The 22,714-nt window shown below is 64.4% G+C and carries 16 protein-coding genes; 9 read left to right on the forward strand and 7 right to left on the reverse strand.

The features are described from left to right. Window positions 1–29 precede the first annotated feature (29 nt). Window positions 30–578: a GA module-containing protein gene (locus HMPREF1478_RS04880; protein WP_016460973.1), complete on the reverse strand. Its 549-nt coding sequence runs from the start codon at window positions 576–578 to the stop codon at window positions 30–32. A 66-nt stretch (window positions 579–644) separates the two neighbouring features. Beyond that, window positions 645–4,694, reverse strand: coding sequence for a type VII secretion protein EccC (locus tag HMPREF1478_RS04885; protein WP_016460974.1), 4,050 nt, complete (start codon window positions 4,692–4,694; stop codon window positions 645–647). 138 nt (window positions 4,695–4,832) lie between these two features. Here HMPREF1478_RS04885 and HMPREF1478_RS04890 point away from each other — a divergent pair, with 138 nt between their 5' ends. Both HMPREF1478_RS04890 and HMPREF1478_RS04895 read left to right on the forward strand, forming a co-directional pair. After that, window positions 4,833–6,254 (forward strand): hypothetical protein, encoded by a 1,422-nt coding sequence (locus HMPREF1478_RS04890; RefSeq protein WP_016460975.1) that lies wholly within the window; start codon window positions 4,833–4,835, stop codon window positions 6,252–6,254. Continuing rightward, window positions 6,254–7,828 carry an RDD family protein gene (locus tag HMPREF1478_RS04895; protein WP_016460976.1) on the forward strand — a complete coding sequence of 525 codons (1,575 nt, stop codon included), beginning with the start codon at window positions 6,254–6,256 and terminating at the stop codon, window positions 7,826–7,828. Before HMPREF1478_RS04890 ends, HMPREF1478_RS04895 begins: the two co-directional genes overlap by 1 nt. Window positions 7,829–8,152: 324 nt before the next feature. Here HMPREF1478_RS04895 and HMPREF1478_RS04900 read toward each other — a convergent pair whose 3' ends face one another. Together HMPREF1478_RS04900 and HMPREF1478_RS04905 are read right to left on the reverse strand one after the other, a co-directional pair. Beyond that, window positions 8,153–8,434, reverse strand: a complete 282-nt coding sequence (locus HMPREF1478_RS04900) for a WXG100 family type VII secretion target (RefSeq protein ID WP_016460977.1) — start codon at window positions 8,432–8,434, stop codon at window positions 8,153–8,155. Between the two features lie 23 nt (window positions 8,435–8,457). Further along, window positions 8,458–8,763, reverse strand: coding sequence for a WXG100 family type VII secretion target (locus HMPREF1478_RS04905; protein ID WP_016460978.1), 306 nt, complete (start codon window positions 8,761–8,763; stop codon window positions 8,458–8,460). A gap of 195 nt (window positions 8,764–8,958) precedes the next feature. Between HMPREF1478_RS04905 and HMPREF1478_RS04910 the strand changes: the two genes are divergently transcribed. The 7 genes from HMPREF1478_RS04910 (at window position 8,959) to HMPREF1478_RS04940 (ending at window position 17,297) form a co-directional block, all read left to right on the forward strand. Further along, entirely contained in the window at window positions 8,959–10,320 is a 1,362-nt protein-coding gene (locus tag HMPREF1478_RS04910; RefSeq protein ID WP_016460979.1) for an EsaB/YukD family protein, read from the forward strand. A 3-nt stretch (window positions 10,321–10,323) separates the two neighbouring features. Further along, complete coding sequence (locus HMPREF1478_RS04915) at window positions 10,324–11,769, forward strand: type VII secretion protein EccB (RefSeq protein ID WP_016460980.1); 1,446 nt, start codon at window positions 10,324–10,326, stop codon at window positions 11,767–11,769. Beyond that, window positions 11,766–13,196 carry a S8 family serine peptidase gene (locus HMPREF1478_RS04920; RefSeq protein ID WP_232207421.1) on the forward strand — a complete coding sequence of 477 codons (1,431 nt, stop codon included), beginning with the start codon at window positions 11,766–11,768 and terminating at the stop codon, window positions 13,194–13,196. Before HMPREF1478_RS04915 ends, HMPREF1478_RS04920 begins: the two co-directional genes overlap by 4 nt. Beyond that, complete coding sequence (locus tag HMPREF1478_RS04925) at window positions 13,193–14,389, forward strand: S8 family peptidase (RefSeq protein ID WP_016460982.1); 1,197 nt, start codon at window positions 13,193–13,195, stop codon at window positions 14,387–14,389. The genes HMPREF1478_RS04920 and HMPREF1478_RS04925 overlap by 4 nt, the downstream gene beginning before the upstream one ends. Before the next feature lie 135 nt (window positions 14,390–14,524). Then, window positions 14,525–14,908 (forward strand): YbaB/EbfC family nucleoid-associated protein, encoded by a 384-nt coding sequence (locus HMPREF1478_RS04930; protein ID WP_016460983.1) that lies wholly within the window; start codon window positions 14,525–14,527, stop codon window positions 14,906–14,908. A 5-nt stretch (window positions 14,909–14,913) separates the two neighbouring features. Then, a complete protein-coding gene (locus tag HMPREF1478_RS04935; RefSeq protein ID WP_016460984.1) occupies window positions 14,914–16,074 on the forward strand; it encodes a hypothetical protein in 1,161 nt (386 codons plus the stop codon). After that, complete coding sequence (locus tag HMPREF1478_RS04940) at window positions 16,071–17,297, forward strand: hypothetical protein (RefSeq protein ID WP_016460985.1); 1,227 nt, start codon at window positions 16,071–16,073, stop codon at window positions 17,295–17,297. Before HMPREF1478_RS04935 ends, HMPREF1478_RS04940 begins: the two co-directional genes overlap by 4 nt. 337 nt (window positions 17,298–17,634) lie before the next feature. On the opposite strand, the gene HMPREF1478_RS04945 is transcribed toward HMPREF1478_RS04940, so the two are convergent. The 3 genes from HMPREF1478_RS04945 to HMPREF1478_RS04955 all read right to left on the reverse strand — a co-directional run bounded on the left by HMPREF1478_RS04945 (window position 17,635) and on the right by HMPREF1478_RS04955 (window position 22,711). Then, the gene (locus HMPREF1478_RS04945; RefSeq protein ID WP_016460986.1) at window positions 17,635–18,312 is read right to left on the reverse strand and encodes a potassium channel family protein; all 678 of its coding nucleotides are present in this window, start codon (window positions 18,310–18,312) and stop codon (window positions 17,635–17,637) included. Between the two features lie 271 nt (window positions 18,313–18,583). After that, on the reverse strand, window positions 18,584–18,940 hold the full coding sequence (locus HMPREF1478_RS10610; protein WP_232207422.1) for an endonuclease domain-containing protein: 357 nt from the start codon (window positions 18,938–18,940) through the stop codon (window positions 18,584–18,586). A gap of 2,208 nt (window positions 18,941–21,148) precedes the next feature. Then, complete coding sequence (locus HMPREF1478_RS04955) at window positions 21,149–22,711, reverse strand: TrkH family potassium uptake protein (protein ID WP_016460989.1); 1,563 nt, start codon at window positions 22,709–22,711, stop codon at window positions 21,149–21,151. Window positions 22,712–22,714 lie beyond the last annotated feature (3 nt).

A 22,714-nucleotide genomic window follows, 5' to 3' on the forward strand; every position in this document is an offset into this window, starting at 1 on the left:
ATGGGAGTGTGCGGCGATGCGCCGGTTGCTTACTTGCCGACTCTGAAGCGGCGGACGAGGGGTTGGTCGGTGACTTCGGGGTTGTCGATCTTGAGGGTCCACACGTAGACGAGGTTTGAGCCGTTGCCTTCGGTGTCGATGGTCCACGAGGAGTAGTACTGGCAGTCCTGGTCGACGCACAGGTCGTAGCTGTCCTGACCGAGACGCCAGTAGTCAGCACCGGACATCACGAGGTACACGTCCTCGTTCTTGTCGACGGTGACCATGCCCTTGGGATCCAGCTTGTATTTTTGACCGCTCGCGATGCTCGGATCGACTGCGATCAGCTGCGTGCCGACCACGTTGTTCAGGGCGGTGGCCTTCTCGAGGATTTCCTTCTTTTCGGAGCCGGAGGCGGAGTTGAGCTGGCTGATGAGGTCCTGCTTGATGCCTTCGGGGATGTTCTTCATCTTGCTGATGTCCGAGGAACTGGATCCTCCACCTCCGCCAGGCAGGCTGATACAGCCGGTCAGGCCGATGGCTGCCAGCACCAGGGACGAGGCCGCCGCGAGGGTGCGACGAGACGCGAGAGGGGACATATTTTTCTCCTACTGTCAGACTGTCCGATCATATGCGACCATGGGGCCACCTCGTCAAGAAACGTCTCACCCACGATGCGGCGGGGTCGATGCCATCTGGGCGGAGACCACACCGAGGTCGCGGTGGATGACCTGTGCACGGCCGGGAATCGCGCGCCGCGGCTTCACGCCGTTGATGATTGCGCCCTCGCTCGGGTTACCGGACAGGAGGATGCCGGTGACCGCCAGGTCGCCCATCATCTGGAGGACCTTCTCGAAGCTCGCGCGGGCCGCGCCGCCCATACGGCGCGTGAGAATCACGTGGAGGCCGATGTCGCCTGCCTGCGGCAGCAGGTCGACGAGCTCCGCCAGCGGGTTGCCTGACGTGGTGATTGCCAGGTCGTAGTCATCGACCAGGATCCACAGTTCGGGGCCCTTCCACCAGCTGCGCTCACGGATCTGCTCCGCCGTCACATCCGGTCCGGGCAGGCGCTTACGCAGGAACTCGGCGGTGTCGCGCAAGTCCTTCATCGCCGCCTGATGGTTCGTCAGGTAGCGCAGCACATAGTCTTGCGGCATATCGCTCATGAGGGAACGGCGCATATCCAGGGCAATGATCTTGGCCTGATCGGGCGTGTAGAGGCGCGTAATTTCCTTCATGATCGAACGCAGGAAGGTACTCTTGCCCGTCTTCGAATCGCCGAAGAGGTACAGGTGGGACTCCGCGCGCGTGTTGAACATGAGGGGGCCGAGGCGCGATTCTTCCACGCCCAGGATCATGTCGCCGCCACCGGTGGGCAGCGTCTGCTGCTCGGGCAGCTGAGCGAGGATCTCGTCGACCGTGATCATCTCCGGCAGCAGGCGCAGCTTCGGGCCCTCGCCAGCCACCAGGTGCTCGCGAATCTTCTTGATGGTGTAGGCCACGCCTTCCGACACGGTCGTCGGGTCCTGCTCGGCGTCCGCTCGCGGCAGGCCGATCATCATTTCGTGACCCGCCATGTCGATGCCTCGACCCGGGCGGCCCTTCGGAATGCGGGCGGCGCCCTCGCGGTTGACGATCGACTCCTTCGGGTTTGCCGTGTGCAGCTCCAGGCGCGAACCGAACAGGTCCTGCGCTTCGGAACGGAAGTCCATCCAACGGGAAGCGGACACGATGAGGTGAACACCGAGGGACAGGCCTCGGCTCATCATCGTCGTGACCTCGCGGTCGAGGCTGTCGAACTCGGAGCGCAGCGCGCCCCAACCGTCGACCACCAGGAACACGTCGCCGTAGCCGTCGTCGTAGCGCCCCTCCAGGCGTCCGCGACGGTAGGTGTCCATCGAGTCGATGGCGTTCTTGCCGAAGTAACGTTCGCGGTCATCCATGATCGCCGCGATTTCGGCGAGCATACGCGTGCGCACTTCGGTGGTGTCACGCGTCGCGACGCCGGCGACGTGCGGTGCACCCGCGAAACCGGCGAAGGTACCGCCACCGAAGTCCATCACGTAGAACTGGACTTCCTGCGGTGTGTAGGTCAGCGACAGCGCCTGCACGACGGTGCGCAGCGCCGTCGACTTACCGGTTTGGGGGCCGCCGACGATCGCGAAGTTACCGCCCGCACCCGACAGGTCCAGGACGAGGGTCTCGCGGCGCTGTTCGAGCGGCAGGTCGACCGTGCCCAGGGGCACGCGCAGCGTGCCCGACTCGCGCCAGGCGCGCGACACGAAGCCCAGCTCCGGGTCCGGACGCAGGTCCGGCATGAGGGTCGCAAAGGTGTCGGGGGTCTCCAGGGGCGGCAGCCACACCTGGTGGGCCGGGTAGCCCTTGCCCTTCATCTTCGCCACGGCGATGTCCATTTCGGACATGTCCGCCCACACCTCGTCGCCCGCCAGGACGATTTCCTGGTTCTGGTCGACCTCTTCCTTCTCGCCCAGCGTGTCCTCGCGCGTGATGACGGGCGCGACCGTGAAGGGCAGGATCTCGATGGGAGCGCTCGGGGCGCCGGCGGTCGAGGCCTCGGAAATCGACGCGAGAGTACGCGCCGGCGGGGGAGCGGCCACGTAGGACGCACGGAAACGAACGAGGCCGTCGCCGCCCGCCTTCAGGAAGCCCGAGCCGGGCAGCGGGGGCAGCTTGGCGGCGTCGGGGATGCCCAGGACCTCGCGGGAGTCGTTCTCCGTGAAGGTCTTCAGGGCGATGCGGTACGACAGGTGAGACTCCAGGCCGCGCGCCTTACCGAGGTCCATCTTCTGCGAGGCGAGCAGCAGGTGCACCGACAGGGATCGGCCCAGACGACCGATCATGATGAAGACCTCGCCGAACTCAGGCTTCGCCATGAGCATTTCCGTGAACTCGTCCAGGACGATGAACAGGGCGGGCAGCGGCGGGAAATCGTGCTTGCCGGCGATGCGGTCCGCCTCGTAGTCGGAGACGTTGGCGTAGTTACCGGCCTGGCGCAGGACCTCCTGGCGGCGCACCATTTCGCCCTGGAGGGCGTCCTGCATACGGTCGACCAGGGAGAGCTCCGACTCCAGGTTCGAGATCATGGCCGACACGTGCGGCAGGTCCGACATGCCGGCGAAGGTCGCGCCACCCTTGAAGTCGACGAGGACCAGGTTCAGCTGCTCCGGGGAGTGGGTGAGCGCCAGGGCGAGGACGAGGGTACGCAACACCTCGGACTTACCCGAACCGGTCGCACCGATCAGGAGGCCGTGCGGCCCCATACCCTGCTGGGCGGATTCCTTGATGTCCAGGACGACCGGTGCTCCCTCGGGCGTGACAGCGAAGGGAGCTGCGAGGCGTTCGCGGCCCTCGCGGCGGCGCCACTGCTTCTCCGGGTCGAAGTCGCGGATATCGCCGATGCCGACGAGCTCCATCAGGTCCTTCTGGCGGGACTCGTCCGAGCGGCCCACCGGAGTGTCGGCCTCTTCCAGGTTCTGCTGGGTGGCGAAGGGCGTCATACGGCGCGCGATGGCCTCCGCCTGAACGGCGGTGAGGCGGTCCGCGAAGGCCTGCTCGGGCATCGTATCCATGGTGACCACGTCGACCACGTCCGCGCCCTTACGATCCGGGTTCGGGTGGATGAGTAGACGCAGCGTCGTGTGCGACTTCATGGGCGTCCACTCGCGGGCGCGGCTCATGATCGTCACGCCCTTGACGCCCGCGAGGGAGCCGAAGGGGGACGAGGGCGGGAACTCAGCTCCGTCGCACACCAGCAGCAGGTGCGGGTACGCGGGGATTTCGTCGCCGAACTGGAAGGCGCCTCGCATCGCGATGTCCGTGCCGATCATTTCCGCGAGCTCCGCGGGGTCGGTGGAGATCATGCGGCCCGGGCCCACCGCGTCGCGCACGGTGGAGGAGCGGGCCTGGGGCATCCACTTGACCCATTCCCATTCGCCCAGGCGATCCGCCGAACACAGGACGGCGATCTTGAGCTTCGAGGGGTCAATGAAGCACGCCAGGTGCATCATGATCGCGCGCATCTCGTCGTAGACGGCCTCGCCCTCACCCGCGACCTCGATGTGGCTGTAGTCGCCCAGGTAGAGGAACTTACCCACGTTATCCGTGTGGTCGTGAACGTCGATGAAACGCTCCATCGCCGACAGGCAGACGACGTCCATCTCCGTCATCGGGTCGATCGGGGGGCGCTCAAAAATGAGGCCGAGGGGCTGGGTGCCCGACCCGTAGCGGAAGGCGAAGAGGTCGTAGGTGCCGCCCTCGCGCGACCATAGGCGCGAGCCGTTGGCCGCCAGCGTGACCAGGGCGTCGGGATCCGGATACACCCAGTTGTAGTAGGCGCGCTGCTTCTTCGCGACCTTGCGCACCGACTCGCGGGTCTCCGCCAGGTAGGAGAGGTACTCGCGGCGCTGCGTCACCACGCGCGTGCGGTACTGGGAGAACTGGCGATACATGTTGAAGCCGACCATGCCCAGCATGGCCACCAGCATGCCGCCGCCCATCAGCATGGAGCGCGAGTTGCCGTTGTTCTGCAGGGCCATGAAGACCATGACGCCCGTCGAACCCAGCATGGGGACAACCATCATCAGGACGTTGCCCATCGATGCGGGCTCGGCCTTTTCCGGCGGGATCTGGATAGCGAGGCTGCCGGAGGGCTGCTCCGGAACCGCGACACTCCGCCGTTTTCTGCGTGTAACCATGAGGTCTCCTCGCGCTGTGCGCGTATGTGTTCGATGCGACTGAACCCAGTGTAGCTGAGTGGACTTCCAAGTTTTAACCGGCGGTTAGCGTCGGTGCATTACACTGGGCACTGTTGTTTACCTGAGAACGGAGGTTACATGAGCGCCACCATGGTGTCAGTGACTGTGATCGACTCCGATGGCACCTCCGATTTCGCGGCCCCTGAAGGGACGACGGTCGCGGGCCTGTGCGCCATGCTGGAGATCGATCTGTCCCTCCCTTCCGTCCGTATCTCCTATGCGGATGGGCGCCCCCTCGAAGGTGGCGCAGTCCTCGGACGCGACCTCCCCGCGGGATCCACCATCGCCCTATCGAGCCGCGTCCTGTCCGCGCAACAGCTGAACGAGGCCTCGGCCCGCCAGGAGAATCAGTGGCTGTCGCCCGCCCTGGCCCTGGTCGGCTTCTGCTTCCTGATCCTTGGCGCCGTCTCTTCTCTCTGTCTCCTGCCCCTCCTGGGCGATGCCGCCCTCGTCGGTTACCAGCACGTTGAGGAGGGCCCGCAGTGGGCCAGGGCCATGTCGGCCATCCCCTTGTGGGTGCGCGCGCTCTGCTCGCTCGTCTGCTGCATTGCTTCGGCTGTTCCTCTCTTTGCGTCGCGCAAGGTGCGCTCGCGCCCCATGCTGCTTCTCCTCCTGCCTGCCCTCGCCGGATACAGCGCTATCGGTTTTGTGGCCGTCGCCGGTATTCACGCCCTGACGATTGCTCCCGTCGTCGGTGTCTGGGTCGCCCTCATCGTCTCGCTGGCCGTCGTGTCGTTGACGGTGACCCCCTCTGCCCTCAGCGCGTTGATCGCCTGGGTGAGTGCCACCGTCCTCGTGACGATTGGCGCCATCCCCTTCTTCTCCCTCATCAACATTGCACCGCTGTCCGTCATGGTCGGCGTCTACCTGTTGCTCATGGCGCCTCGCCTGGCGCTGCGCGTGCCCGACAGTCAGCTCGTCGATGCTTCCGCCGTACAGACGATCGCCTCACGCATCCGCCAGCCCCCTGTCCAAAAACCCAGCCCGGTCACCGGTGGACGCATGGCCACCGTCCTCGGGCACACGGAGGCGCGCAACACCCTGCTGGTTGTCGCCTCATCCATCTTCATCCTCGTCGGTGGCATCTGGTTGCCTCGTCGCGTGGCGCCCGTAGATGACATGGGGCAGGGAATCGCAAGCCTCGTCCTCATCATTGCCGCAATCATCGTGCTGCTCACCGCGCCGCGTGCCACGCGCACCCACCTCGGGCACATCCTGCCGCGCCTGACGGCCTGCGCGCTCCTGTATGTCCTCCTCTTCGGTGGCTGGATCACGCTGCCTGTGTCGCTCGGCTGGATGTATCCGCTCATCCCTCTGAGCATCATCCTCATCCTCGGCATCGTCACGGTCATCATGACCGGCTTCGTCGAACCCAAGGGCCATGCAGCCCTCATCGGTACGATCCTCGACTTCATCCAAACCTTCTGCACCTTCGCACTTCTACCCGCGGCGTTCATGTCTTCGGGTCTCTTCCTGTTCGCTTGGAGGGCGGTCCTGTAATGCCTGACACCACAAAGACCCCGTTCGCGTCCGCAACCCCCTCGCGGCTCGTCGGCGCCTATGTCATCGACATGCTCGTCCTGGGCGCGCTCCTCGCCGCGACGTGGCTCGTCTACTTCACGCCCCTGACGATCACACTCATCACCGTCGAGGCCGTGATCGCCGCAGGGATCATGCTCGGCGCCACCGGACGCACCCCCGGCATGGCTGCCATGCGCGTGTGCCTCATCCGTGATGAGGACGACGCCCAGACGCCGTCCCTGGGCGCTGCGATGGGCTACATCGCCCTGACCGCGCTGCTCCAGATCACGATTGTCGGACCCCTCGCCTGTCTGGCGATGGCCCGCGATGGCCGCACCTGGCTGACTGGCCCCACCCGCACCCGCCTCGTCGACCTGCGTCAGCATGCGGCGCTCGCGGCCGGACCGGGAGCCGCTGGCATGGCCGGGTACTCCGAGCGTCCGCGCCCGGGCCAGGCTCCCAGTGGTTTCGAGAGTGTTCACCCGGCGAGCTCGCCGAACCAGTGGGGCGCCCCGAGCGCACCGCTCACGCCCGTTCCGCAGGCGGCTCTCGACTACTCGGCGCCCGGCCAACGCGCCAACGACCCTTACGGGCCCGATTACAGTGCGCCTTCTGTTCCGGCTGCACCTTCTGTTCCGGCTGCACCCCCGCAGGGCGTGCCCGATGCGCATCGGCCGGCTCCCCAGCGGCCTGCATACGCGCCCGCCGCGCAGGCTCCCGCGCCCTCCTCGCAGATTCCGTCGATGCCCACGTTCTCGTCGCCGGCTTCCGACGTGCCCGCGGCCCCCGCATCTGTTCCGCAGGCCCCTGCGCCCGCCTCGCAGGTTCCCGCTGCTCCGTCGATGCCCACGTTCTCGTCTCCGGCTTCGGATCTGCCCGCGTCACCTGTCTCTGTTCCGCAGGCCCCCGCGCCCGCTCAGCAGGACACCTGGGGTGCGCCCGCCCAGCAGGACACCTGGGGTACGCCCGCTCAGCAGGCGCCCACGCGGCCTCAGTATTCGCAGAGCGCCCCGGCCTCGTACTCTGAGCCGTCCTTCGAGACCATGCCCTATCGCGGCCCAAACGGTGCGGTCGCCGGCATGTCCGCACCGCCGCCCACTCGCCGCGCCGTTCAGGCGGGCCAGGCTGCCGAGCAGGCATACGCGGCCCAGCAAGCGCAAGCGCCGCAGGGTGGCCGTTCGCAGTGGGGTGCCCCCGCCGCTCCCGCGCGTCCTCAGCTGCTGTGGCTCATCTTCGACTCCGGGCAGCGAGAGCTGATCGATGAGCCTCTGGTCCTCGGGCGCAGGCCTGCGCCCGTCGAAGGCTCGCGGTCCGTCATCGTGCCGGACACGACCCTGTCGCTGTCGCGCACGCACATGCGCATTGGGCCGACCGCGACGGGTGTGTGGATCGAGGACGCCTTCTCTGCCAACGGCACGGAGATTCGCACGCCTGATGGGCGCATTTCTGCGCTCGCGGGCGGGCAGGCCGTTGAGGTTCCCCCGGGCACTGAAATCATCGTGGTGGACCGTCGCGCCACGATCGTCCTAGCGGACGCCGATTCGGTGCAGTAACGCGCGATCGTCTGGAGGATCCCGCTGTGGCCAAGGCTGCAGCGGGATCTCTTGTCTACGGTGAAGTGGCCGATCCTCATACACAGCATCGAAAACGCAAGACATGCAACGAATACGCATCATTGTGTCAATATGTTTGAAACGCGCCACAAAGTCCGTTGGAGGGGGTTCTTGGAGGAGTTTTTGTCCCCGCGAAAGCTGATTTTTTGTTATTCGGTTAATTTCGAGAGTCGCTGCCCGTGAAAGAGTCGCGAGCGATAAAACGAGGGAGGGGCCACCCCATCGATGGGGTGGCCCCTCCCTGAGCGCGTATGCGCGGTGCTATCAGAAGCGGGCGGCGCTAGCCTGGTCCGTCTGCTGGTAGTTGGAACGCGCGGAGTCCACGGCCGCGGAGGTGCGGGTGAGGACGTCCTTCAGGCCGTCGAGGCCCTGGTTCCACTGGACCTGCGCAGCGTTGTAGGCTTCCTGAGCCTGGCCTTCCCACGAGGAACGCAGCTGGTTCAGCGTGTTCTCGAGGTCGTCGAGGCAGCTCTGCAGGTTGGAGGCGCCGGTCTTGATGTCGGCGGCGGCGCTATCGAGAGCGGCGTAATTTACCTGGAAATCCATCTTCAGTCTCCTGTTCTAATCTCTCACAGTGCGCCGAGGATCTGCGAGAACGAGCTCTCGGTCTCGGCCTCGTTGGACTGCATTGCCTTGTCGGCGCTGCTCAGGTTGTCCGCGAGCTCCTGAAGAGCCTGGTTAACCTTCGCCGCGTTGTCCTGCCACTGCTGCATCAGCTGGGTGAACTGAACCGAGGCGCTGCCCTGCCACGAGCTGCCGATGGTCGACAGGTCGCCCTCGAGGCGACGGAAGTGGCCCTGCAGGTCGTTGTAGGTGGACTCGATCGCGGAGACGCCCTGTGCAAGGGCGCCATCTACGGCCCGCTGGTCTGCCATGTGAACCTCCATTTGTATGAGTGAACTCTCTCGCGGGGATGCGTGAGAGCATGGGGACACATGAATACTAACCATGTTTTCATCTCTTTTTTCAATGTTACGCAAAAATCATGACAAAACCTGACCGACAACCTAGACTTACAGGGTTGTGTCGTGTAGCCACAGACCCCATCACGCGGCAACCGGGAGGATCCAATGGCATCGAAAGCAGCTCGTGGAGTCGCGCTGATTCCACTCACGATTACCTATGGCGTGGATCGGACCGACGTGACGATCCCGCAGTCGATTCCGTTGGTGGAGCTCCTGCCCGGCCTCGTTGAATCCGTTGGAGCTTTCAGTGATCAGCCCACAAATGACGGTTTCGCAGTGCGAACCGCCTCGGGTCGTCTCCTCGATCAATCGAAGTCCCTGTCTGCCCAGGGGGTGCGCGCCGGTGCTGCGCTGACACTCGAACCCCTCGGCGAGGGCGCTGCCGACATGGTCTACGACGATCTCACGGAAGCGGTTGGTCAGGTCGTCGAAAGAGTGTCCACTCCTTGGACGCGTGATGATGCTCGCACCTTCGCCGCGCTGTCTGCCGCCGCGCTGATTTTCGTCGCTGCCGTCCTCCTGGCGACCACACCGCAGGACGCCATTTCCTCCATGCAGTCCGGCAACGTCGCCTTCTTCAACTACGTCTACGGTGCGATCGGAGTGGTTGCCGCGCTCCTCGTGACCGGTACCTCAGCGGTCGTGACCCGCAAGTATCCCGGGCCCGCCGGTATCGCCCTCGCCCACACCGTGCCCTTCCTGACCGCCGCGTCGGCGCTGCGCCTGTCGCAGAGTCAGTGGGACACCGGCGGCTGGATCGCCGTCGGTGTTGGCCTGCTCGTCGGCTCTCTCGCCGCGCTGACCCTCCCGAAGCGCTATCGAATCTCGATCGCCGCCCCGCTCGTCCTGGGAACGATGATGGCCGCCACCGGACTCATGGTGAAGGTCGGATCCCTCTCCCAGGTCGGCGTGTCCGCCCTGCTCTTCGCTCTGGTCATTGTGCTGCTCCAGCTCGCGCCGTGGATCGCCCTCGCGCACATCCCGGTGAGGATTCTGGACGCGAACACCAGCGAACAGATTCCAGCCCAGGGGATCACCGATCAGGTGACCACATCGTTCGTGTTCGTCGTGTCCCTGCGCGCCGGTGGTGCGCTTGCGGCGGTCTTCCTGACGGTGTCGATGCTCAGCACCGCCGGCTTGCGCTCTTTCTCCGTGCCTCTGGCGCTGGTGGTCCTCGGCTCGGTCTCTCTCATCCTGCAGACCCGCTCGATCCGCGCCCGCGTTGAGGTCCTCCTCAGCTCGCTGACGGGCCTGACGACGATCCTGGTCGGTGCAACCCTCGTGACCCGCGCCGACCCGGCGAGCCTGCCGTGGGTGACGCTCTCCGCGATTGCCGCCGCCCTCGTCCTCGTCGTCACGAACGTTGTCGGGCCTCGTGCGCGCCCGCACCTGACGCGCATTGCGGACACCATCGCGGTGCTCTCGCTCTTTGTCCTGATCCCTCTGGCCGTCTACCTGTGGGGCTGAGTCATGCCGTCGAGTAAAGACATCCTGGAAGCCCAGCGTTTCAATCGCAACCGCCTGATTACGGCGTTCACGTCCGGTACCCCCGGGGGCCGCGAGGTCGATCCTCCCTCGCCGGTGCGTCCCCTGCTGTTCGGCGTGCTCGTCGCGCTCGTTATGTGTGTCGGCGCTGTGGGTATGCGCTTCTTCAACACGAATCCGGACCTGTCGGGTATGAATTTCGTGCTGGTTGACGTCAAGTCAACGGGCGCGCGCTACTTCCTCGCCAATGGCGTCCTTCATCCGATCTCGAACGTGACGACCGCGCGCCTGCTGGCTCAGGAGTCCGGCCTGACGATCGTGTCGGCCAGCGCTGAGTCCCTGGACGATATCCCGCGCGGTGCTCAGATCGGGCTGTCGGGCGTGCCCGACGACGTCCCCGGAAAGGATCAGCTCGCGAAAGTGTGGCTGTCCTGCGTCATCGAGGAGAATCACCACACGTGGGTCGGGCAGACTCTGCCGGAGGCTAACTTCCCGCTCACTCCCGCGACCTCCGCGCTCGTGACCCCGGACCACGGCAAGACCACCTACTTCGTGGACACCAAGACGGAGAAGAAGTACCTCATCGACGAGACGGATTCGCGTCTGAGCGACTGGGTCCTCGCGTTCCAGAACCGCGTCGGTTACCCCGTCGAGGCCGACCCGCAGTGGGTGGATCTCTTCCCCTCCGGGACGCCGCTGAAGTCGTGGAGCTACAGTGACATCCCGAATGCGGGTGCCCCCGCGACGGACCTGCCCGGCCCCCTCAAGGACGCGAACCTGACGATCGGCACGGTCATCGAGCAGACCAACACGAAGGGCGAGGTCCAGAGCGCCTACCTGGTCGTGAACTCCTCGCAGCTGGCGGTCTTCAACTCCACCGCCGCGCGCCTGTATCGTGACGCGCCGGCCACGAGGCAGTTCGACACGGACATGTTCAAGGACGTGACTCCCGTCCACGCGGACTTCATCGGCGAGGACTGGCCAGCCTACGACGACTTCTCGGATCCCGTGTGGGACGACCAGAAGGCCGACGCGTCGAATCGTACGGCCCTGTGCGCGCAGATGACGACCTCCAACACCACCCCCAAGCTCGGTCTGTACACGATGCCGCGTCAGCGCGCGATCGAGGCCTCGTACGATCCTGAGTCCGTGAGCTCCTCCTCTCCGACCACGAACCGCTCGGTGACGGTGGCGGGCGGCTCCGGCGCGCTCGTTGCGATCACGTCTGCGGGCAGCCAGGCGGCGGCCTACGCCTTCGTGTCGGACCAGGGATACATCCATTCGCTCGGCCCCACTCCGATGGTGTCCATGAAGGCGCTGGGCTGGACCGAGGAGAACGTGTCGACGATCCCGGAAGCGTGGGCGAATATCATTCCGCCGGGTTCCGACCTGACTCCGCAGGCGGCCGCCTCGTCAGTGGGGCTCTCGTGACCCGGGGACGGGCGCGCGTGCGCTCGCTTCGCCGTGGCCTCGTGGGAGCTGCCGCGGTGGCGGGGCTCGCGCTCGCGCCGGTCCTCGCTCCCGCGTCCTCCTCGGACGAGGCCGGGGCATCCTCCGCGTTCGGCCCGGCGATCGCGCACGCCGACCCCGCCCCGACGCCGAGCGTGCGTCCCACGCCCACGGCGCCGCCTTCGGACGCTCCGACGGAGGCGCCGGAGGAACGCAAAGAGGAGACCTGCCCGCAGGATTCCCCCCGGTATATCAAGCAGGAGCCCATCATCCTCGATCAGGTGGGCGTTCGTCGTGCCTGGGATATTTCGCGCGGCGCGGGCGTCACGGTCGCAGTTGTGGACTCGGGCGTGGCCGCCGGTAACGAGCACTTCAACTCGGGTGATCCCTCCGTGGTCCTGCCGGGCATCGATCTGAGCGGTGAAGGCACGGATGGGCGCGTCGACGTGGGCGAGCACGGCACGGCAATCGCCGGTGCGATCGCTGCTCGGCAGCTTCCTGCGGCGAAGGGCTCAGGCCTCATCGGTGTCGCCCCCGAGGCGAAGATCCTACCGGTGCGCATCGAGACCGGCCTCGAGCAGGGCAATACCGACAAGCCGGGGCAAGAACCCTTCATGTCGCGCGTTGCCCGCGCGATCCGCTGGGCCGCCGACAACGGCGCGCAGATCATCGTCGTCGCCCAGTCCTCTAAGGACCCGAACTCGGACCTGGAGGCCGCGGTTGCGGCCGTGCGAGGGCGCGCGCTCGTCGTCGCGTCCACCGGCAACACCTACCAGGACCAGAAGGACAACGAGGTCGTCTACCCGGCGGCCTACGAGGGCGTCCTGGCGGTCACCGCCTCGGATGCCAACGGTTTTGCCTCGGATCAGCAGGTGCACGGTGCGCACGTGGATCTGGCGGTGCCCGCTGCGGTCATTCACACGACCTGGTTCGACCAGGCCGATTGCCTGGTCGGCGGGTACTCGGGCGATACGCCGCTGCCCTCCTCGTCGTACGCGACGGCCTACGCCGGCGGTTTCGCGGCCCTCGTGGCCTCGCAGTTCCCCAACGAGTCCCCGGACATGTGGAAGTACCGCCTCGAGGTGACTGCGCTGCGCGGCGCCTCCGATCAGCGTACGAATGAGCTCGGGTGGGGCATTGTTGCGCCCTACGAGGCGCTCACCTTCGACGACATTGGCACGAGGTACGGGCCGCCTCACCCGGATCAGGCTGGCCACCCCGTTCCGAGCCGCCCCGCACAAGTGTCCCCGCATCTGACGAGCCGCGACAACATCATGACGATGCGCACATACATCGTCATTGGGATCGTCGTCCTGGGGGCTGCGGCCCTCGGCGGCCTCGTCATCCTGTCGTACCTGCGTGGTCGGCCGGTTGCCGTCGAACGAGATGACGACGAGGACACGCCATGATGACTCGGGTTGTGCGCCGCTGGCGGCGTGCGAGTGCGCTGGGTGTGGGCATCTTCGCCCTCACCGTCGGTGCCGCAGTTGTGCCAGCCGCTCCGGCGAGCGCTGCCGACCGCGAGGTGACGGGCGCCGACGAGGAGTATTACTCCTACTACAAGCTGGCCTCCCTGCATAGCCAGGGCTACACCGGCGAAGGCGCGATCATCGCCATGATCGACGGGCACGTCAACCCGAACATTCCCGAGCTGGCCGGTGCCACGATCGAAAACAAGAGCCCGTGCACGGTCAATTCCCTGCCCGATAACGCGGACCACGGCACGGCCGTCGCCCAGATCCTCGTGGCGCCCAAGTTCGGTGTCGCCCCCGGCGCGACCCTGTACACCTACGACCTGGGGTACAGCCAGGAGGAAGTGGGTTCGGACTGCGCGACCGCCGGTGTGTACGCGCAGGGTGAGGCTGACACGTCGCTGCTCATTGAGCAGGCAATCAACGATGGTGCTCACATTATTTCGATCTCGAGCAACTATCCGCACTATTCCGAGGACCTTCGGTGGGCGATGGCGCGCGCCATTTCGGAGGGCGTCATTGTCGTCGCCGCGATGGGTAACGAATCCACCGAAGATCCCGACGACACGCTGCCCATGTGGTCCGGGATCTGCGGTGTGGGCGCCATCGAGTCGAACGGTTCGCTGACCGACTACAGCAACTGGGGCAACGGCGTCGAAACCGTTGCGCTGGGTACCGCGACCGTTCGCAGCGGTACTCGGGGAGATGTTTTCACGGCGCAGGGAACGTCCTTCGCGACCCCTATCGTCGCGGGATTCCTCGCGATCGCCTGGCAGCGCTTCGACGAGAGTGTCACCTCGAACCAGCTCCTGCAGGCGATGACCACGACGGGCACGGGAAGCAACGGCGACTGGAACTATTACACGGGTTTTGGGCCCGCCGACCCGTGGGGGCTGCTCAACGCGAAGGCCTCGACGCTGCCCGACACGAATCCATGCGAATCGAAGGTCTATTCGTCGAACCCGAGTTGGCAGGACGTTGAGGACTATATCGACGGCACTGTCAATCCGCTGCTGATGAGGAACGACAATGATTACGTCTACCGCGGCGTGAACGAGGATGCGGCGTTTAGTGCGGACAACGACTACCCCATGAACCTGGGGACGAGCCCGCGCTATCACCGGCAGTGACTGGTGCATCCGCTGTCGCGGAGTGATGTGTCAATTCTGAACAATCATCCAGTCGGTGGATTTACTGAGAATTGGTGGGTGTCTCGCAGGTTGAAGCGGCTCCCATATTTCCATCTCGTCGGTTAGGATAACCGTATGGTAGATGTGATGGGGCAGACGCCCGAAGAATTTGAACAGATGCTGAAAGATCAGATTGCTGCGGCCGAGAAGAAGGCCAACGCAATCAAGCAACTCGTCGATCGCCTGACCAGCGCTCGAATCACCGGCACGGACACCAACCGTGACGTCGAGGTCGAGGTGAACTCAGACGGTCGTCTCACCAAGATCTCCATCGACGACAACGCGATGGAAGGCAGCGCCGAGGAACTCGAGCGCTCGATCATGGAAGCCTACGCGCAGGCCGGACGTAACATGGCGTCCTTCGTGCGCGACCACGTGCAGGACTTCCAGGACGACGGTGGTGCGATCGAGGCATACGCCGCCACCGTTGAGCCCGTCCTGAACTCCCTCGGGCGCTGATACCCATGGCAGACTACGATCTCGCAATCGACCTGGAGCGGCTCAAGAGCCACGCCAGTGAAGTGGACGAGTGCGCCAATACCCTCGACTCCTGCTACGACACCGCCACCCAGACCCTCGGGCAGGTCATCACGAACGCCTTCGGGCTGATGTTCATGCAGTACACCGCCGTGTGTACCTACCAGTTCTCGAATCTCGCGGCGATGATCAACGATGCCGCCGGTGCCGAACACCGCCTGAGCAACTGCCTCCTCGACCTCGAGCAGAGGATGCGCGACGCCGAGAAGGATAACGAGAAAATCGTGAAGGGGCCCGGGGAAGACCTCGATCCGGCGCCTCCCAGCGGCGAGACCCCCGACAACCCCAGCACCCCGCCGAGCGGAGGTACCCCTCCCAGCGGCAGCGTGCCTCCCGGCGGCGGGACCAGCATGCCTCCCGGCGGCAGCGGTGCGGCGCCCTCCCTCGGCTCCAGCGGGGGCGTCTCGAACGGCGGCGTCAGCGGTACCACCGCCATGCCGAAGCCGAACAACGCCGAAGACGTCATCAAGGGCCTCAACAAGGACAAGAAGGACGGCGACGACTCCCTCGCGAGCATGCTCGCCGGCCTCGACAAGTGCGCAGTGGGTGAAGACGAACTGCGCGCCTTCCTCGAAAAGCAGCGCGACGAGGAAAATGCCGACCTGAAGACCTTCTACGAACGCCAGAAGGAAGACCAGGCGAAGGCCCTCGAACGCTATGCGGAAGAGCACCCCGGCGAAGACATCACCGAGATTAAGTCGCTCATCGAGGACAACCAGAAGCGCCAGCAGGACGCGATGACGGACTTCCTCGCCAAGCAGCGCACCGAGGAAGAAACCCAGATCCGCGAATTCGTGAAGGACAACCCGCAGGCGACCGCCCAGCAGTTCGACACCTTCATGTCCAAGCAGCGCAACGAACAGCAGACCAGCTTCCGCGCCTTCGTTGACGAACAGCAGAAGACACAGAATGCGCGCATCGACGAATTCACGAAGGCTCACCCCGATTCGAAGCCCGAAGACGTCCGTTCCCTCTTTGAGAAGCAGGACAAGCACGGCGACCAGGACATCGAGACCTTCCTGACCCGCCAGCGTCAAGACGAAGAACGCACGCTGCGTCGCTTCATTTTTGAAGGAGTGAAGAAGTGAGCCCGCAACAGCCGGTATACACCCGTAGCGAGTGGATGGATGGATCCGACGAGGCCCTGGGCCCCATCGGCGACATCCGTGACGCCGCCATCCAGCTTGAGGCCGGAGACTGGAAGGGCGGTGCAGAGTCGGCGCTCAGCGCTGTCAGCGGTATCGCCGATCTCGCGACGGGCGGGCTCGGCGGCCTGATCAGCTACGGCGTTAACATCCTCCTGAACTACGTTGACCCCCTGAAGTTCTGGATGGATCAGCTCACCGGTGATTCCGCGCAGGTCAACGGCATGGCCATGACGTGGGCGTCCATCGGTGACTCGCTGCGTTCGACCGGCTCCGAACTTGAGTCGGGCGTCGCCAGCGCCATGGCGGACATGAAGGGCGAATCCGTGTCCCGCTACCAGTCGCGCCAGGGACAGGTCGTGAACTCGATCAACACGCTGGCCGAGGCCTCGGTGTCAGTGGGCAACGCGGTCGCGAAAGCCGCTGAGCTCGTCCAGAAAACGCACGACTACGTGTGCAAGCTGATCTCCGACATCATCGGCCAGGCCCTCGAAGGCGTGGCATTGGCGGGACTCACGTTCGGTGCCTCGCTCGCCAAAGCTGCGGTTGAAGTTGGCGAAAAGGCAATTGTCGAAGCTGCGAAGGTCGAGAACATCATCTCCTTGCTGAAGATGGCGTTCGACGAGCTGAAGTCCCTCTTCGACATCCTCACGGCGGCCGCACCAGCCTTCTTCAGCGCCATCCGCGAAGTCGGCAAGGAATGCGGCACCCCCGGTGGCGGCTGCTGCGGCGAAGGCTCCTCCACGAGCAGCGACAAGCCCAGGAAGTCACCCCTCGACGAGCCCATTCAGCCGTGCCCGGCAGAGGAAAAGGAAGACAAGCACATCATCGATAAGCTTGTCGACCCGTTCCTCGATCCCCTGCGCGCGGTGGAAGACGCCGTCAAGCCCATCGTCAAGCCCATCGGCGACGCGGCGCGCAAGGTCCTCGAGGACCCCGAAGGATACGGGCTCACCCGACCCTTCACACCCAAGGTTCACGTCCCTCCGTCGACCGTGGAGCGCCAGATGGAGCGCGAACAGAACAACGGTTGGTCGAGCGCTTCCGGCGACTTCAGCGGTGACTCGGATGGGTCCAACAGTGGTTGGTCGAGTGCGTCCGGCGACTTTGGTGGCGACTCGGATGGGTCCAACAGTGGTTGGTCGAGTGCGTCCGGCAGTTTCTAGGAGGTCTCAGAGCCACGATTGACCTCAACTGATGAAGGGGGGTGCCCCGCACAGAATCTGTGCGGGGCACCCCCTTCACTCATACGCCTCGGCAATCGTGCGAGATAACGCGTCCGTCGCGTGAACACACCGCCGCTGGCGCCTCGCATGAGAGCACACCGTATGCCGCTATCCGCGGATTCGTGTCGTCACCGGCGGGTATTAGCCGATACTTTCCTCGTCGGTACCCGCGGCAGCCCACCCTACTCGGCGTGTGCGCATACCCGCCCCGGCCTCGTCCAATCCCGCGAACCGTCAACCACTCAGGCGGCCGCCCCCAGCCTCGGCGCAGCGCATACTACGGACGGTTCGCGAAGTACTCCAGCAAGTGCGAGTCACCCGAGACAATAATCTCGTCGTCAGCGTTGATACGGGTGGACGCATCCGCGTACTCAAAACGCTGCTTCGGATGACGCACAGCCAGAACATTCACGCCGTAGCGGCCTCGCAGATCCAGTTCCTCCAGCGAAAAACCGTGAACCTCCTGCGGGGGACGCAGCTTCATGATGGAGAAGCCGTCCTTCTCCATTTCGATGTAGTCAACCATGCGGCCGCCCACCAGGTGCGCCGTGCGCTTGCCCGCATCCAGATCCGGGTAGACGACATGGTGTGCACCCACGCGACGCAGAATACGGCCATGCTGAGAGGACGTCGCCTTCACCCAGATCGACGAAATACCCATGTCGACGAGATTCGCCGTAATGAGCACAGCTGCTTCAAGCGAAGACCCCACGCCAACAACGGCGCTGCGGAACTCGCGCGCACCCAGCTGCTCAAGCGCATCCTTAGAAGTCGCGTCAGCCTCAACGAGAGGGAAACGACCGGCGAAAGCCTGCACGCGCGCGGGATTCTTTTCAACGGCCAAGATCTCGTAGCCCAGCTGATCCTGCGTCACCGCCACTGCCGAGCCGAAACGGCCCAGCCCAATGACCAGCGTTCCCGACTGGAGTTCCTTTGACTCGCGTTCATCTGCCATACCCCCATTCTTCCTTGCGGGCGCGCGTGCCGCGAACGCTGCGGCCGCGCGTCGCGGGTGTGCGTGATGAGTACGAGGCGTGGGCGTTGCGTGTGTGCGGGATGGCTGCTCTGCTTAGTTGCGTGAAACGCGCGTGAAACGCGCGTGAAACGCTCGGGACATGAGGTCACGTTCTCGTACTGCGTCACCCTAGCGTTCTCGTGTGGCCTTGTCCTTGTTCTTCCTGTGCTGTGTTGCCCCTCTCCGTTATGTGCTCATGCCAGGGCGTCATTTAGCGGGCGGACCGGGAACGGATTGCGACCACGACCTGGGCGACGACCTCGTCAATGAGTGTCAGATCCGACCACCGAACCCGAATCACTTTCCAGCCCGCGCGCTCGAGGGCTCTCTGGCGACGCTGCTCGGCCTCGATTGAGTCATGTACCTGGCTGACGGTCTCCCCGTACTTGATGCGGCCATCGAACTCGATGGCAATCCTCAGCTCGGGTAAGGCAATATCAATGAAGTACGTGCGTCCGTCTATACAGACTTCTTCCTGCGTTGTTAACCCTGCGATGCCTGCGCGCAGCAGCGCGAGGAGAACCAAGGCCTCGCCGGGAGACTCACAACCAGCGTCAGCATGGTCCACGATCCAACGGGCGTGCCCGCGCCCTCTGGTGTTGCGGGGAGTGGCATCCAAGGCCTCGTGGAAATCCCTCCGCGCTTCCTCCTGCCGCGGCCGCGACGCATCCTGACGGAAACGATCAAACTGGCACGCGTGGGCCAACCCTGCGCAGGCGATGGGAAACCCGTGCTTTTCGTTGAGTAGGCGAGCGCAGTCAACAACAACTCGCGCCGGTGTCGCGATACGGAAACCCGCATATTCGATGGAAGACACTGGACGGCCCGGGCGGCACGTACGAACACATACGGAGGGGATACGGATGCTGTCATCAATGACGACTTCCGGGAAATGCACAAGGGTGGGGCACTTTCGCGACGGCGCATACAGCGTGAGTTGCCCGATGCGAGCCTCGCAGGGAAGGCCAAGCAAGTACGCGGCGACGCCGCCGCTGATGACGTAATCGGGATATCGCAGACTCAGTGCACACATGCGAGCAATGAAAACCGCTGTTTCGCGCTCACGTGAGTTCAGTCCGATCAACCGTGCTGAAGGAATGCAAATGCCGGTGAGAAGACGAATGAGTTCTCCTTTCTGCACGCGCCTATGGATGCAGTCCTTAGACGTGTGCGAGTCAGCAACGACTAGGGAAGAACGGATGGACTCCACGTGGTCACGCAACATCGCAACTCCTTCGTTACGGGCTAGTTGGCCTCTTTGTCGACGTATGAGTTCCACTGTGTGCCGATGGTGGGTACGATTCAAGCCTTCCGCGTGAGCCTGTGGATAACTACGAGTGGGAAAGACAGCCTGTGGACGACAAGTGGTTTCCGTTCTATTACCAAGGTATGCGTGCTCTGCTGTGTGTGCCTGGCCAGGGGTGTGCCTGAATTACACGTTGAGTGTTGAATCTGCGCGAAAAAGTTCGCCCTGCGGGGTGAATTGGTTTGGGAAACGCGAAAAAGTTCGCCCTGCTCGGGAAAATTGGCTAGATTTTGGTGTTTTTGGGCGCGTTGGGAGAGTTTTTTCGCGGTTTGGCCAAGGTGAGGCTGTTGCTGGGCGAGTTTTTTCGCGCGGGAACGGTTGGAGGGGGTGCTGGGCGAACTCTTTCGCGCGTGCTGACTCGTGCCCCGGGCTGAGGCGTTGTCGGGGGCGCGTTGGGCGAGTTTTTTCGCGGTTTGGCCAAGGTGAGGCTGTTGCTGGGAGAGTTTTGTACCGGTTGGGGTGGTGGTGTCCCTGTGATGGGTGTTGGGTGGTGTTGTTGCGGGAGAAAATTCTCCCTGCTCGGTGGTGCGGTGTTGGAAACGCGAAAAAGTTCGCCCTGCGGGGTGAATTGGTTCGGGAAACGCGAAAAAGTTCGCCCTGCTCGGGAAAAATGGCTAGATTTTGGTGTTTTTGGGCGCGCTGGGAGAGTTTTTTCGCGGTTTGGCCAAGATTGGGCTGTTGCTGGGCGAGTTTTTTTGCGCGGGAACGGTTGGAGGGGCGTGCCGGGAGAGTTTTGTCCCGCGTGCTGACTCGTGCCCCGGGCTGAGCACGTTGTCGGCGGCGTTGCTGGGTGGGTTTTGTGCCGGTTGGGGTGGTGGTGTCCCTGTGATGGGTATTGAGTGGTGTAGTTGCGGGAGAAAATTCTCCCTGCTCGGTGGTGCGGTGTTGGGAACGGGAAATAATTCTCCTTGCTGGCGAGAAATGGCCAGTTTTCGTTGATTGTGGGTGTTGTTGGGAGAGTTTTGTACCGGTTGCGCCTTGTGGCGGGTGTTGTGGGGAGAGTTTTGTACCGGTTGGGGTGGTGGATGGGTGGTGGTGTCCCTGTGATGGGTATTGAGTGGTGTAGTTGCGGGAGAAAATTCTCCCTGCTCGGTGGTGCGGCGTTGGAAACGCGAAAAAGTTCGCCATGCTCGGGAAAAATGGCTAGATTTTGGTGTTTTTGGGCGCGCTGGGCGAGTTTTTTCGCGGTTTGGCCAAGGTGAGGCTGTTGCTGGGCGAACTTTTTCGTGCGGGAACGGTTGGAGGGGCGTGCCGGGCGAGTTTTTTCGCGCGGGAACGGTTGGAGGGGCGCGCTGGGCGAACTTTTTCGCGCGGGGATGCCGAAGTGGCGGGTTGCTCGAACGTTATTGCGTGCTGGCGTCATCCAGTGAAGCGGCGCCACTGGCCCTCACGTGAGAACACCACCCGCCCGCGCGCCGCGACGGCGCTGGCCACCCGCTCTTGCGCCGCGACGGCGCCAACCGCCAGCAATTAGCCGATGATGGGCTGCTCTTCCGGCATGCGGATGACGCGGGAGCGCTGGCGCAGGGCCAGGGCCGCGGCCACGGTCATGGAGCCGGTGCGGCCCGCGAACATGAGGAAAATCAGCACGTATTTGGCGCCCACGGGCAGGATTGGGGTGATGCCGGTGGACAGGCCGACGGTCGCGAATGCTGACACGGTCTCGAAGAGGATGATGTCGAGCGTGTAGTCCGTCATCGACATCAGGAGCACGACGGAGATTGCGACGAGCGCCAGGCCCAGCAGGGACACGGCGACCGACAGGCGGATCGTGGAGGTCGGGATGCGCCGGCCGAAGGTTTCGATGTCGCGGTCGCCTCGGGCTTCGGCGATGACGGCGAGCACGAGGACAGCGAAGGTCGTGACCTTGACGCCGCCCGCGGTGGATGCGGAGCCGCCGCCGATCATCATGAGGATGTCCTGGACGAAGTGGGTTTGCGAGTGCATGGCGCCCACATCGAGCGCAGATAAGCCGGAAGAACGGGAGTTCACGCCGGCGAGCATGGCGTTGAGGATCTTCGACGGCGTATCGATTGCGCCGAGCGTCGTCGGGTTGTGCCACTCGGTGAGAGCCATTGCGAGGGCGCCGACGAATGCCAGAATCAGGTAGGTCGACAGTGTCAGCTTGGTGTGGAGGCGCCAGCGGCGCGGAGTGCGCAGGTTTTTGGCGACGTCCATGATGACGGGGAAGCCGATGGCGCCCACGGTTGTGCCCAGGATGATGGGGATGAGCATCCACCAGTCGGTGACGTGGGGCGCGAGGCCGTCGGGGAGGATGACGAAGCCGGCGTTGTTGAACACGGAGATCGCCATGAAGACGGCATCCCAGATGGCACGCACGGGGTCGAATCCCATGGCGAGGAAGCGGGGGAGGAACATGGCGGCGAGGAGTGCCTGCATGCTCAGTGATGTGGCGATGACGGCTTTGAGGAGCGTCGAGATCTGGCCCATGGCGCCGGTTCCCGTTTCCTGGGTGGCGAGCATGCGCTGGGTGAGGCCGAGGTGGCGTGACACCGCGAATCCGAGGATTGATGCGAGGGTCATGACGCCCAGGCCGCCGACGACGATGCCGGCGGCGATGACGGCTTGGCCGAAGGGGGACCAGTAGGTCGCGGTGTCGACGGTGGTCAGGCCGGTGACGCACACGGCGGATACGGCGGTGAAGAGTACGTCGACGAAGGGCGCGGACGTGTCCGACGAGGAGGAGATGGGGAGCATCAGGAGCGCGGTGATGACGCCGATGATGAGTGCGAAGGTGCCCAGTGCGAGGCGTGCGGGCGAGTAGCGTGCTTGGCGTGAGAGCCAGGCGCGCACTCGCTGCATGCGGGAGGTGGGGACCTGGGGGTGGGGGCCGCTGGGTCCTCCGGGGATTTGACGGACGATGGGGGAGGGCTGTGGGCTGAGGGTTTCCTCTGAGAGTGCGGGGGACGAGGCCGGGGCTCGCCCGTGCATGAGGGATCGGGTGGCGCCGGGTTGGGGACGTAAGCGAGGTGTCTTCGCTCGCTGTTGTCGACCCTTACGTGCCGGTGCCATCGC

Source organism: Actinomyces sp. HPA0247, assembly GCA_000411415.1.
GTDB lineage: Bacteria > Actinomycetota > Actinomycetes > Actinomycetales > Actinomycetaceae > Pauljensenia.

Coding starts and splice junctions, on each gene's coding strand:
- HMPREF1478_RS04880 (WP_016460973.1), bottom strand. CDS start 578: ATGTCCCCTCTCGCGTCTCGTCGCACCCTCGCGGCGGCCTCGTCCCTG.
- HMPREF1478_RS04885 (WP_016460974.1), bottom strand. CDS start 4,694: ATGGTTACACGCAGAAAACGGCGGAGTGTCGCGGTTCCGGAGCAGCCC.
- HMPREF1478_RS04890 (WP_016460975.1), top strand. CDS start 4,833: ATGAGCGCCACCATGGTGTCAGTGACTGTGATCGACTCCGATGGCACC.
- HMPREF1478_RS04895 (WP_016460976.1), top strand. CDS start 6,254: ATGCCTGACACCACAAAGACCCCGTTCGCGTCCGCAACCCCCTCGCGG.
- HMPREF1478_RS04900 (WP_016460977.1), bottom strand. CDS start 8,434: ATGGATTTCCAGGTAAATTACGCCGCTCTCGATAGCGCCGCCGCCGAC.
- HMPREF1478_RS04905 (WP_016460978.1), bottom strand. CDS start 8,763: ATGGCAGACCAGCGGGCCGTAGATGGCGCCCTTGCACAGGGCGTCTCC.
- HMPREF1478_RS04910 (WP_016460979.1), top strand. CDS start 8,959: ATGGCATCGAAAGCAGCTCGTGGAGTCGCGCTGATTCCACTCACGATT.
- HMPREF1478_RS04915 (WP_016460980.1), top strand. CDS start 10,324: ATGCCGTCGAGTAAAGACATCCTGGAAGCCCAGCGTTTCAATCGCAAC.
- HMPREF1478_RS04925 (WP_016460982.1), top strand. CDS start 13,193: ATGATGACTCGGGTTGTGCGCCGCTGGCGGCGTGCGAGTGCGCTGGGT.
- HMPREF1478_RS04930 (WP_016460983.1), top strand. CDS start 14,525: ATGGTAGATGTGATGGGGCAGACGCCCGAAGAATTTGAACAGATGCTG.
- HMPREF1478_RS04935 (WP_016460984.1), top strand. CDS start 14,914: ATGGCAGACTACGATCTCGCAATCGACCTGGAGCGGCTCAAGAGCCAC.
- HMPREF1478_RS04945 (WP_016460986.1), bottom strand. CDS start 18,312: ATGGCAGATGAACGCGAGTCAAAGGAACTCCAGTCGGGAACGCTGGTC.
- HMPREF1478_RS04955 (WP_016460989.1), bottom strand. CDS start 22,711: ATGGCACCGGCACGTAAGGGTCGACAACAGCGAGCGAAGACACCTCGC.